Here is a 12,490-nt window from a genome sequence, read left to right on the forward strand (position 1 = left end):
CCAGCCGCCGTAGCCATAAATGATGGACGCAAGCACCAGCACCACCCCATTCCGAAAGGGGAAGTCAAGGGTGTAGCCCGTCAGGTCGCGAAACATCATTGACAGGAGGACAACCGGCACCGACAGGGCGAGACAAATCCAGAACCGGCGTAAAAAATCGGCGATCATGGCTCCATGATCATGCCCCCCGTGTCCCCCATGACCGCCTTGCTTACCATGTCCCATCTTAGAATGATCCATCTGGGCGTGATCCATCGACTCATGTTCCATCCCTATGCCGCCCTGATGTTGCTGGGGACTGTCGGGTCCACTGTGGCCATCGTGCCCAATATGTTGCAGTGCTTTCTGTTCAGCGGGTGATTCGGCAGCAGACCCTACGCGGTTTGCATTTGGTTCGTGGTCATGGGTGGGATTGGCAGGCAACCCGCTTGCCTGATGGTCGGTATGTATAGGGGCTGGCTCATCACGGGCTTCCATCACATGAAACGATCCGACCGTCGAAACCAGTTGCTGTATGTCGGCAGCGGAAGGATGATGCTCAACCGTAAGCAACGCTTCGGGTGGGTCAACGGTTAGCCGGGCGTCGATGATGCCCGGCTGACCAATCAAACGCTTTTGGATGGCTTCGGCCTGCTCGGTGGTCGTTAAGCCGTGTATCATATACCGGTGCTGATGCGTCATATTCCTGGATCCGTTAGCATTCGTTGTGTATTCTGAAAGCGCAAAACACGCTAGCTCATCAACTTAACTCGCTGGACGTTAAAAAAGGCCATACTACAAAAATTCTGCAAGGCAAGGCCCGAATTTTGCAAGCCTCTGCATCACTCATACCCATAGCTTTGTTTGTTATCGTATTGAGTACACTGCAATTACTTCCACCAGTGCGTGACGGGGTAAGTAGTCAGGTCGGCATTCAACCGGCCGGCGACCCCGTGAGATATTGCCCGATAGAAATGGAGCCAACAATAATGAAAGCGATTCAGCCGGACGATCAGAACGCCGGTAACGCGGAACACCAGGCAGGTTTGCTACGAATTCGGGGCATGGTGTGCGCCCGGTGCATCGACGTCGTTCAACGTGAACTAACTCAGGCTGGTTTCGATGTCCTTACAGTTCAGTTAGGAAAGGTCACACTTCGAGACGCTTTAACGTCGAATGACATTGAGCGCATCCAGACTGTTTTATCGAAGCAGGGATTTAGTCTTCTGGAGGATCAACAGAAAATGACCGTTCACCAGCGAGCCAAAACCTTTGTTGATTCTTATTTCGCCCAGGCGACTGACCTTAGCGAAAGCAACATCGGATCCGCACCGGCGGGGGTGCGGCCTTCCGACCGGCAGAACCGCCGACTATCAACCCAGATTCAGGACGCGCTAGGTCTAGATTATGACACCATCAGCAGTCAGTTTACAAAAACAGAGGGCATCACGCTGGAACGGTATATTATCCTCCGGCGAATCGACAAGGTGAAAGAATGGCTGGTGTACTCAGATGAGACCCTCACTGAGATTGCTCACCGCACGGGTTACAGCAGTGTGCAACACCTTTCCAACCGGTTTCGGCAGCAGACCGGCTTGACTCCTTCCTATTTCCGTCAGGTACGTCAACAGAAGCAAGTATTGCAGCAGGGGACTCTGTAAGCAGCAACCAATAGGCCGGTGGTGGTTCATCTTTGGGCATCCCCTAAAATCTCACAAGCGGCCGGGGTAATTGTATAACGAAATGGGTGGTAGGCGGGGCGACCTTTGCCCTATAAATTGACGAAACCATGATGACCCAACCCATTACTGCTCCTGCAAAATCCGCAACTACGGGTGAGCTAACCCGCCAAACGTTTCCAGTACTGGAGATGACCTGCGCAGCTTGTGCCGTCAGTGTCGAGTCCATGCTTAGCCATACACCCGGCATTGCGAAAGCGGCCGTCAACTACGCCAACCAGTCGGCTTCGGTCGAGTATGATGCTAAACTGATTACCCCGTCCGGGATGCAGCAGGTACTGCAATCCATTGGCTACGACTTAGTGGTCGACGTTGACGATCCTCAGCAGGTACAACAGGAAGCGCAACAGCGACAGTACGAATCATTAAGAAAACGAACCTTGTGGGCCGGAATTCTATCCGTTCCGGTGGTTGTGCTGGGTATGTTCTTTATGGACCTCCCGTACGTCAACTGGATTATGATGGCTCTGTCGGCTCCGGTCGTGTTCTGGCTGGGTCGGTCCTACTTTGTGAATGCCTGGAAGCAGGCCCGGTATGGCAAAACAAACATGGATACGCTGGTGGCGCTGTCAACAGGCATCGCCTTTCTGTTTAGTGCCTTCAACACACTAAATCCTCAGTTCTGGCATAGCCGGGGTTTGCACCCGCACGTTTATTTTGAAGCCGCTGCGGTAGTGATCGCATTCATCTCGCTGGGCAAGCTGCTCGAAGAACGGGCCAAATCAAATACCTCGTCGGCTATCAAGAAGCTGATGGGTTTGCAACCAAAGACCGTACGAATTGTCGAGGACGGAGCCGGGCCGCATTCGGTCGAACGCGACATCCCCATCGCACAAGTGCGCGTCGGTCAGCTCATCGTCGTACGACCGGGTGAGCGGATTCCAGTTGATGGGGTTGTTGAATTCGGGGAATCGTATGTAGATGAAAGTATGATTTCGGGCGAAGCGGTTCCAGTAGTCAAACGAACCGGAGAAACCGTCTTTGCTGGGACTATCAATCAAAAAGGGTCGTTCCGCTTCAGGGCCCAAAAGGTGGGTGGTGAAACTGTGCTGGCGCAAATTATCCGCATGGTGCAGGAAGCACAGGGCAGCAAAGCCCCAGTGCAGAAATTAGTCGATAAGATTGCCGGTATCTTCGTACCCGTAGTGATCGGCATCGCTCTACTAACGTTCGGAGCCTGGATGTTCTTCGGTGGTGAAAACGCCCGCGACGGCGGACCGTTCACCCACGCGCTGTTAACCTCTGTGACCGTGCTGGTCATTGCGTGTCCCTGTGCGCTGGGGCTGGCTACTCCTACAGCCATCATGGTCGGCGTCGGTAAAGGAGCCGATAACAACATCCTCATCAAAGACGCGGAAAGCCTGGAACTCGGCTACAAAGTCAATGCCGTTGTGCTGGACAAAACCGGCACCATTACCGAAGGTAAACCCACCGTAACGGATCTGGCTTGGCAAGTAAGCGACGATGAGGTGGCCCATGTAATGCCGGTCCTCTATGCCCTGGAAGCCCAATCTGAACACCCGCTGGCCGATGCCGTCGTTGAGCAGTTGCGTAGCAGAAAGGTAACCGGAACAACCCTGGACGAATTCGAGAGTTTGACTGGTAGGGGGGTTGTAGGCCGGGTTGGAGCCATAACCTACCTGGTTGGCAACGCCCGATTGCTGGCAGAACGGGCGGTTACGGTTAGCCCCGCCATTAAACAGGTAGCCGAAAGCTGGCAGGAAGCGGCCAAGACGGTGGTATATTTCGCTGACCAAAAACGCATTCTGGCCGTGATAGCCATTGCCGATCCGGTTAAACAAACCGCCTGCGAAGCGATTCATACCCTCAACGAGCAAGGCATTGCTGTTTACATGATGACCGGCGACAATGCCCAGACGGCCGGGGCGGTTGCCAAAGCGGTTGGGCTAAAGGACTTTCGAGCGGAGGCCCTACCCGCCGATAAAGCGGAATTCGTCAAACAGCTACAGGCACAGGGCAAAGTCGTCGCCATGATCGGCGATGGTATCAACGATTCACAGGCACTGGCGCAGGCTGATGTCAGCATCGCGATGGGACGCGGCTCCGATATCGCGATGGATGTAGCAAAAATGACACTTATCACCTCCGACCTGAATAGTGTACCCAAGGCTTTGCAACTATCCCGTAAAACCGTGCAGACCATCCGGCAAAATTTATTCTGGGCCTTCATCTATAACCTGATTGGGATTCCCATTGCAGCCGGGTTGTTATACCCCGTGAACGGCTTTTTGTTGAACCCGATGATTGCTGGGGCTGCGATGGCGCTTAGCTCCGTGTCAGTGGTTACGAATAGCCTGCGGCTACGGGCGACTAAGTTGTGATGAATGAAGGGAACAGTTTAACAAGACATAAACCAAGTAATAACAACGAACATGGAAACGCTGAATTTCAAGACAAACATTAAGTGTAGTGGTTGCGTGGCAACCGTAACGCCTTTTCTCAATGACATCGAACAACTCGATGGCTGGAATGTAGACACCGCCAGTCCGGATAAGATTCTAACCGTGCAGACAACGGACAACCGCATTGGTGAGGAGGTCCGAAAAGCGGTTGAACGGGCAGGCTATAAAGCAGACCCAATACCACGGCCCTGATTTCTAAAATTTTGTAACGGTATGGTCTTAATCTTATAAGCTGGTCCACTATCCGGTGGGGCAGCTTATTTGTTTTACTGATACTCAACAAATCTATTTATGGAAACACATAATCAACAGACCGACCAGGTTCGGTCAATGCAGCAGGGCCACACGATGGCTGGGCAAAACCACTACGGCAAATTAGCCATCATGGGAGTCTTGTCCTTTTTCTCCATGTACATCCTCATGTACTCGATGGTGGACCGTTTTGAAAATGTAATTCCGAACGTCAATCAGTTGTACATGGCTGGCCTGATGACAATGCCAATGCTTATTATCGAAGTACTATTGATGTCGTCCATGTATACAAATAAACAGCGGAATGTTCTAATCGTCGCGATTAGTACCCTAGCATTGGTCGGCTTTTTTTTTCTCATTCGTGTTCAAACGGCGGTTGGCGATAAGCAGTTTGCCAAGTCGATGATTCCGCACCATGCCGCAGCCATTCTGATGGCTAGGGCGGCCAAACTCAGCGATCCCGAACTGCAAAAGTTACAGCAGGATATCATTTCAGCACAGGAAAAAGAAATCAGGCAAATGAAGAACAAAATCGCTGAACTGGATAAGTAAAGAGGATTGAGAGAACAGGCCTGTTAATTATAAACGGCTCTGCTATAAGGTAGAGCTTTTTGTTTTATTAAGTTATAATTCGAAAGCACTGATTATGAAACGTTTTTTTCTCATCACCTATCTTGTTCTGGTGTTTACGGCCAGCTACGGACAACATCAACAGCACACAATGCCCGATGCCAATCGGTCGGCTGAGCAACCTCACAATCCTGACAAGTCTAACTTCCCAGCTGTCAAAACAAGTTTGCCCGTGTCGCGGCCACAGGCGTTGGCGAACGTAAAGCCGACAGGGAAACGGGTACCGTATGATCTGGTCATTGATGAGCAGATGGTTAATATTACGGGCAAACCCAAAAAGGCCATGACCATAAACGGTGGGATTCCCGGACCCACCATGCGGTTTACAGAAGGTGATGTAGCCGTTATTCGGGTTCATAACAAACTGAAAACAGAAACCTCGCTGCACTGGCACGGCATCCTGCTCCCCAACAAACAGGATGGTGTTTCGTATTTGAATACCCCCCCTATTCATGCGGGCGACACCTACACGTTTGAGTACCCCCTCGTTCAGTCAGGTACGTACTGGTTTCACTCCCACACGCGCTATCAGGAGCAGATTGGCGTATACGGCTCGATTGCCATTCAACCTCAGCAGCCCACTCACAAAGTAGATCATGATTTGGTGTTACTCCTGTCGGATTGGACGGATGAAAATCCGGCCCATATCCTGAAAAACCTGAAACGGCGCAACGAATGGTACTCGATCAAAAAAAACAATGTCCAATCGCTCAACCGCATTATTCAGCACAAGGCCGTGGGGGCGTACCTGCGGCAGTCGATGATGAAAATGGCACCGATGGATATTTCCGACGTTTACTACGACCGGTTCCTGGTAAATGGAAAAGACACGGTTCGATACCCGGAAATCAAAGCAGGTCAAACCGTTCGGCTTCGGGTTATCAACGCCAGTGCGTCCACCTATTTTCACGTTAATTATGCCGGTGGTCCCATGAAGTTGATCGCTGCCGATGGTCTGGATGTGCAACCGGTGGACGTTGACAGGCGGCTAATTGCCATTGCTGAGACCTACGACTTTATTGTCACTGTCCCAAACGGTGGCGCTTTTGAAGTACGGGCGACGGCACAAGACGGTTCTGGTTACGCAACGGCTTTGCTGGGAAAGGGTAAGGCGAAGTACGCCCCCACTGTCCCCCGCCCCGATCTGTATAAATTAACCGCCAACATGAGTCGAATGGGGGGGATGGGCATGGGTACGATGAACATGGGCAAAACCGACACAACTGCTCAGACTAACTCCGACATGAACGGCCCCATGCTGCACGATATGGCCGGGATGAATCATGGGGCTAGCCAACAACCCGTAAATCCAGCAAAACCGGGCACCAAAGAACCAATCATGGGGAACATGGACCATAGTCAGATGCAGACGGGACAGACTAAGCCAGCACAGGCCGTACCCGGCAAACCGAAAAAGCAGGATCCGATGGCTGGGATGGACCACAGCCAGATGGATATGGGTGATAAGCCGTCTGCCAAGCAGGCGATTCCGGCAAAAAAAGCCTCAAAGCCGTCAAAAGCGGTTGGATCAATGGCTGGGATGGATCATAGTGCCATGAACATGGGTGGCATGAAAACGGCCAAAGATGGTAAGATGGACATGACGGGGATGGACCATGGACAGATGGGCCACTCCTCCATGCCCGCGTCGGTGGACCGGGGCATGGACCATAGTAACATGGCCATGAAAATGGATTCGATGCCCACTACGAAAACGGACGGCAAAAAGCCGGATGACATGGTTGGCATGGATCACAGTAAAATGAACATGGACAATAAAACTGGCGATAAGGCCGGGATGAAAGGAATGAGCAGTGGGGGCGGGGGTATGGAAGGGATGAACATGATGGACGAGCAGAATACCATCGACTACAGCATTCTCAGGTCTTCCGAACCGATTGTCTTTCCGGCGAATCGCCCTATCCGCGAAATACCGCTCACCCTGTCGGGCAATATGTTCCGCTACATCTGGGGCTTTAACGGACAGCCACTCTCGCGAGCCGACATGATTCAAATCCGTCGGGGCGAAATTGTGCGTGTCCGTATGACGAACAATACCATGATGATGCACCCGATTCACCTGCATGGTCATTACTTCCGCGTACTGAACGGGCAGGGTCAGTATTCACCCCTGAAGCATACGGTGAACGTATCGCCCATGGAAAACGTCACGATTGAGTTTATGGCTGATGACGAGAAAGACTGGTTTTTTCACTGTCATCTGCTGTATCATATGCTCAGCGGAATGGCCCGCGTGGTTAGCTATGGCGACAAACCGGACTCATCCATCGCTGCTATTCAAAAACTTCACCTGCGCGACATGCGCGACAATCAGCCGTTTGTCTGGGGCTTCCTGCAACCTGGTTATCCGATCAACTACTTTAATCTAAATGTCTCTACTAACAAAAACGCCATCGTTGCCGGGGGTGACCACGACTGGCGCACAAATCGGTTCGAGTTCGATTTGGATTATGAACGCTACCTCGGCGATTGGTTTCGGGTATTTGCTGGAATAGATGGAGGTAACGAGGAATTCCTGCGCCGGATACGGCCCGAAGAAGGACAGCCAACTGGGGATCAACGCATCATCCGGGCGGTGGCGGGTATTCGGTATATGTTGCCGTTTTTGATTCAGTCAGAGGTTAAACTCGACACACGTGGCAACGTCCGTTTTCAACTCAATGGGCAGCAGATGTTGTTTCCCCGCTTAGATTTCCAGTATCAGACTCAGTGGTTGATTGGAGGCTACCTGCGCGCGCACGTTGAGTTGCAATACACAGTCAGCAAGAACCTCTTTCTACACACCGATTATGACACACGTTACCGCACTGTTGGGGGCGGGCTGGGGTATAACTTCTGATTATAAAAAGGGTTTGCCGGTCGGCAAACCCTTTTTACTTCACTATTAACTCCCTTACTGAAATGGTTAACCTAACTCCAATCATGTTCGTAATACCAGTTATTACACTGATAATCAGAATTATTATTATACATTTATTGGTAGTGGCTTAATCGCGTTGATCAACCCTTCAGACTTGCTTCAAGCCGCTTTAATTCGCCAATCTCTTTAGTCTGCACCTTGATAACGTTATTGGCCATTGCCTTCATTCTCTCCGTCTTTCCTTCCTTCAAAGATGCACGGGCCATATCAACGCCCTGCTGGTGATGCTGGGCCATCATACTGGCAAAGTCGTGGTCAATATTGCCGTTCATGGAGTGGGTGCCGCTATGCATCATTTTCATTCCTTCTTGTCCTAACTTGGACGAAGATGATTGAGGTTTGTGGCTACTCATAAACTGCGTCAATTCTCCTATCTCTTTTTGATTAGCTGCTTTAATCTGGGTAGCCATTTTTCTTACCTGAGCATTTTTACCCTGCTTAATCTCTAAATCAGCCATTTCTACGGCTGATTGATGATGCATCTTAAGCATCATGGCGAAGTCATGATCGGGATCGCCGGTCATTTTCATGCTCATCATCTGATTCATGCCCGATTGCATGGACTTCATCATGGCATTGCCAGGATTCTGAGCCAGCGTTGGTTGAGTGAGCAGGAGTGCCACACCCAGTCCCGCTGCAATGAATTTATTCGTTTTCATCCGTTTTCGTTAGTTAGAGATAAATGATACATTACAACTCCTCAATAGGGCTTGTTGGTGATAAGCCAATCCTGAAACTGACTAATTTCGGCCTTTTGCTCAGCAATGATTTTCTGAGCCATCTGACGCATGCTCTCAACCGTACCGTAGTTTAATTCAGTCTGTGCCATATCGAGAGCACTCTGATGGTGATCGATCATGAGCGCAACAAAGTCTACATCGGACCGGCCCGTCAGGATACGGGTATCCTGCGCTTTCATCATTTTATCCATATCCTGCATAGCCATCATATCGAAGGACTGACCAGCCGCTGATGCCATTGGCTGGTGGCTGCTAAGAAACTGGGCAAATTGGGCTTTTTCTGCCGTCTGGGAAGTAACAATGTTTTGTGCCATAGTTTTTATAGGTTGATCAGTACCACTCTTGAGTTCCTGATTAGCCATGTCAATGGCACCCTGGTGGTGCATTTGCATCATCATCGCGAAGTCATGATCGGCATCTCCTGTCATTTTCATAGCATTCATCTGCGTCATGTTCGCATGCATGATCTGCTGATAAACATTGGCATCATGTTCCTGTGGTGTTATACCCTCACTATTTTTAGTACAGGCGGTCATAGCTCCCACTATCAGTACGAAGAAGCCAGCTAGTTTAAATACGTTACTTTTCATTGCGTTGAGATATGCGTTTGTTCCTCTACATAACTTGTGGTTATTGACCTGAGTTTTTACAAGATTACCCCTTTATACTTATAGAATTTACGGATCCAAATAGCATATTGTCATTCGATTTAGTTGCAGTCACTTGTTTATCTGCCTTTCATCCATCAACTTAGTCACCTGACTTGTTGCTTTACCCCCTATCATGCTTGCTGACTCCTTTACCCGCCTGATTGACGACTACAAACAAAACCCGAATCTGATTTACCAAAGTTGGTTTCTGCACAATGAAGACCGCCTGAAAGCCTTTCGCTCGATTCGGCGTGGCGTCTTACAAGTCATCAGTGACATTAAAGACGGTTCGTTTCCCAACGATTTCAAAGGCAGTTCTCTTGAGTTTGTGCTTACCTGCATTACCGAGCAGAAACAGGTATTTGAAGGCGCGTCGCACCCTTTCTACTGGAAACCAAAGCTGCGTATTCCAGATATTTATGAGAATCAGGACCACAAGCGATACTTTGGCCAGTTTCTGGAATGCTGCCTGAAGGCCACCAAACCCGAAACCATCGTCAACGAAATTCACAAACTGGATGCGTATAAGATCAAAGGCCTAGGGCCCGCCGTAGCCAGTATTCTTTATTTCTTGCACCCAACCTGGGTCCCCCCTTTTAATACGGCGATCATTAATGGCTATAACCGACTCTTTAATGAGCGTCGGAAACTAGGATCGTGGTCGGAATACCTAGCCATCCGCGAAAAGATGCTGACGGTAAACAACGAGTACCGGTCTGTGCTGTCAAACGACCTGGGTGCCCTGGCGGGTTTGTTATTCGAGGTGGGAGCGGGTAACCTGCTGGTGCCGGGACTGGCCGATCAACCGGCCGTTGATCGGGAAAAGCTTCAGAAACAAATAGAAAAACGCCACAAAGGTGTGGTAGATGAACAACAGGAAGAACATACGCATAGCGAGATGCAGTATCACCTGCTAACCATTGGTCGAGCTCTGGGGTACGACGTGGCCGCTGCCCGAAATGACATGTCCCGTCACTATAACGGACATTCGTTTTCCTTCCTGAGTTTACCTGCTCTTCCTCCCCTACCTGTCTCGGCTGAAACGAGCCAGACGATCGGCCTAATTGACATTGTCTGGTTAGAAAAAGGCACCGGTCGAATTATTTGTGCCTTCGAAGTAGAGAAAAGTACCTCTATTTACTCTGGCATTTTACGATTGACGGATTTAGTCTGCTCGCTACCCGATCATGCCACTACGCTCTATTTAGTTGTCCCTGACAGCCGTCGGAAAGAAGTTGAAATTCAGTTAACCCGTCCATCAATTAAGCAAACGAATACCCCTATTCGCTACATGCTCATGTCTGAGCTTCGGACCCATTGTGATGCGCTATGCAAATTTGGTGATAGCTACCGGGTGTTGGAGAAGATTGCCCGCTCTGTGTAAATCGATAATTGAGTGATTATTTCAGCACACCTTTCTTGTGTTAAATAACATCATTTATCTTTTAGATACATGCGGCCCACCGCTGTGGTCGGAAATTTGCCGATAGTGTCTAGCCACCTCTTTGTTTGGTTATACCCAACAGTCTCACAAAAACGCTCCCACTTGAGACGAGGGGGTATCAATAATTCGGGCGTTTCGAGAAACCGTGTTTAGCCTAAGGTTTTGTACTTTAGCTAACATACAAGAGATTATTGAACAAAATTAGTCTCGCCAACCTTCGGGTTTAACCGGCGTTTGATTCTCATTGGATTCACAGATGGCCGTGAATGGACGAGTCGTCAGGGACTTATATAGAATCTGTACCGTGGGAGTATTGGGTGGGGACGGCTCAGGATTGGGTTGACGGCCATTGAGCGCATAAAATAACTCGGCACCGGGCAAACCCGAAGCACCTGCCGGGTCGCTGGCGCCTAAAGGCAATTTAGTGGCATCCGTTCGGTCTAACCAATAGCGAGTCGATGAGACAGCCGACGCAGTGAAATAACCCACCACCCCTTCTTGTGCATCAGCCCTATTGTGAATATTACCACCTAATGCCGCTGGCGGAGAATCGGCCAGACTGCCCGTTTTCTGGGTTTGTTCTTCGAACTGTTTAAAGTATTGATAGGCTTGGGGGTTGAGCGCCGTCTGCCGAATCTCCACCAAACAAGAGGCATGTTGATAATAAGGAATTTGAGCAACCTTTCGCCCTGTTAGCAACGAGCCATTGGTATAGGTATCGGCAAAGACATTGAGTTGATGGCTGTGGATGACAGCCCAACACTGGCTACGGCATGAATAATCATAGACAAAATAGCGTTCCAGACCAATGGTTGTGGCCGGGGGGTAAAAACAGTCTTCCAATAGGGAATCCCCGGCAACGAAAATGGGAGCTCCGTTAGCGGAATACCTCGATAAGACCGTATTGATTGAATAGACCCCCATGGCACACGAACGGCACCAGTCTTGTTTTTCCCAGAGTGTCCACTCCCAACGGTAGTAATTAGACTGACCGGCTGGGTCCTGGGCGTCGAGGAAAAAGTCATGAGCCGCTCTGTAGCTACCACCGATCGCTTCCCCGGGTGCCAGACTTTCCGGATTGAACTGCGCGTAGATTCGCTGAATTGGAGGGACTGACAGCATGATTTGCTGATTAGATTGATAGTGGCTACCATCGGGCAAAACAAAGCGTAGTTGGTAGGCATGACCAATTTGGCCTTTAAAATCGGCGGGCAGCTGGTAACTGCCCGCCTGAGTTTCGTGACAGGGGATAATCTGAGCCGAATCCACTACCACTTCCACCTTCGCTTTGGTCATGGGAGTCGTGCCAAATCGACCAGTGAGCGGATCGGCTTTAGAGCGGTTAATCCGAATAAGTTGGGGTTCTGCTCGATTGGTAATCGTGCCCTCGACGACGATAATATCGACCGTGCCCCGCAGCAGTAGCTCTTCGGGGTCCACACAGGCGAGAGGGAGTAGACCAAGTAAGCAGCCAAGAAGAAGCTGCCAGGTAGCGGAACGCATAAACCAGGGATCAACTAACAGCTAAACTAGAGAAAGCCATGAGCAGGAGTCATCTACCAGCCTAAGCTGGTCAAGCGCATAAGCAAGTCTTTCTAGCAGTAGTTAGTTGCTGGCTTGGGAGAGGAAGTACAACGAATGGTAATAGGCAAATACTTTTACATTTTCTCACAAAATGCTGCCTTTTCTGAA

At 50.1% G+C, this 12,490-nt stretch carries 9 protein-coding genes and 1 pseudogene; 6 read left to right on the forward strand and 4 right to left on the reverse strand.

Features of this window, described 5'->3' with window-relative positions:
- Window positions 1–477 (reverse strand): annotated as a pseudogene (locus BGO59_RS32020) (heavy metal translocating P-type ATPase); the annotation flags it as partial.
- A gap of 566 nt (window positions 478–1,043) precedes the next feature.
- On the opposite strand from BGO59_RS32020, the gene BGO59_RS32025 reads away from it, so the two are divergent.
- The 5 genes from BGO59_RS32025 (at window position 1,044) to BGO59_RS32045 (ending at window position 7,883) form a co-directional block, all read left to right on the forward strand.
- Window positions 1,044–1,640: a helix-turn-helix transcriptional regulator gene (locus BGO59_RS32025; RefSeq protein ID WP_293691168.1), complete on the forward strand. Its 597-nt coding sequence runs from the start codon at window positions 1,044–1,046 to the stop codon at window positions 1,638–1,640.
- Between the two features lie 128 nt (window positions 1,641–1,768).
- Window positions 1,769–4,060, forward strand: coding sequence for a heavy metal translocating P-type ATPase (locus tag BGO59_RS32030; RefSeq protein WP_293691122.1), 2,292 nt, complete (start codon window positions 1,769–1,771; stop codon window positions 4,058–4,060).
- A gap of 51 nt (window positions 4,061–4,111) precedes the next feature.
- Entirely contained in the window at window positions 4,112–4,333 is a 222-nt protein-coding gene (locus BGO59_RS32035; protein WP_293691124.1) for a heavy-metal-associated domain-containing protein, read from the forward strand.
- A gap of 99 nt (window positions 4,334–4,432) precedes the next feature.
- Window positions 4,433–4,945 (forward strand): DUF305 domain-containing protein, encoded by a 513-nt coding sequence (locus tag BGO59_RS32040; RefSeq protein WP_293691126.1) that lies wholly within the window; start codon window positions 4,433–4,435, stop codon window positions 4,943–4,945.
- 94 nt (window positions 4,946–5,039) lie between these two features.
- Window positions 5,040–7,883: a multicopper oxidase domain-containing protein gene (locus BGO59_RS32045; protein WP_293691128.1), complete on the forward strand. Its 2,844-nt coding sequence runs from the start codon at window positions 5,040–5,042 to the stop codon at window positions 7,881–7,883.
- Window positions 7,884–8,044: 161 nt separating this feature from the next.
- Here BGO59_RS32045 and BGO59_RS32050 read toward each other — a convergent pair whose 3' ends face one another.
- Both BGO59_RS32050 and BGO59_RS32055 read right to left on the reverse strand, forming a co-directional pair.
- On the reverse strand, window positions 8,045–8,623 hold the full coding sequence (locus BGO59_RS32050) for a DUF305 domain-containing protein (protein ID WP_293691130.1): 579 nt from the start codon (window positions 8,621–8,623) through the stop codon (window positions 8,045–8,047).
- Window positions 8,624–8,664: 41 nt separating this feature from the next.
- A complete protein-coding gene (locus BGO59_RS32055) occupies window positions 8,665–9,294 on the reverse strand; it encodes a DUF305 domain-containing protein (protein WP_293691132.1) in 630 nt (209 codons plus the stop codon).
- Window positions 9,295–9,487: 193 nt separating this feature from the next.
- Here BGO59_RS32055 and BGO59_RS32060 point away from each other — a divergent pair, with 193 nt between their 5' ends.
- The gene (locus BGO59_RS32060) at window positions 9,488–10,738 is read left to right on the forward strand and encodes a hypothetical protein (RefSeq protein ID WP_293691134.1); all 1,251 of its coding nucleotides are present in this window, start codon (window positions 9,488–9,490) and stop codon (window positions 10,736–10,738) included.
- Between the two features lie 261 nt (window positions 10,739–10,999).
- Here BGO59_RS32060 and BGO59_RS32065 read toward each other — a convergent pair whose 3' ends face one another.
- A complete protein-coding gene (locus BGO59_RS32065) occupies window positions 11,000–12,301 on the reverse strand; it encodes a DUF4249 domain-containing protein (protein ID WP_293691136.1) in 1,302 nt (433 codons plus the stop codon).
- Window positions 12,302–12,490 lie beyond the last annotated feature (189 nt).

Source organism: Spirosoma sp. 48-14 (assembly GCF_001898575.1).
Taxonomy (GTDB): domain Bacteria; phylum Bacteroidota; class Bacteroidia; order Cytophagales; family Spirosomataceae; genus Spirosoma.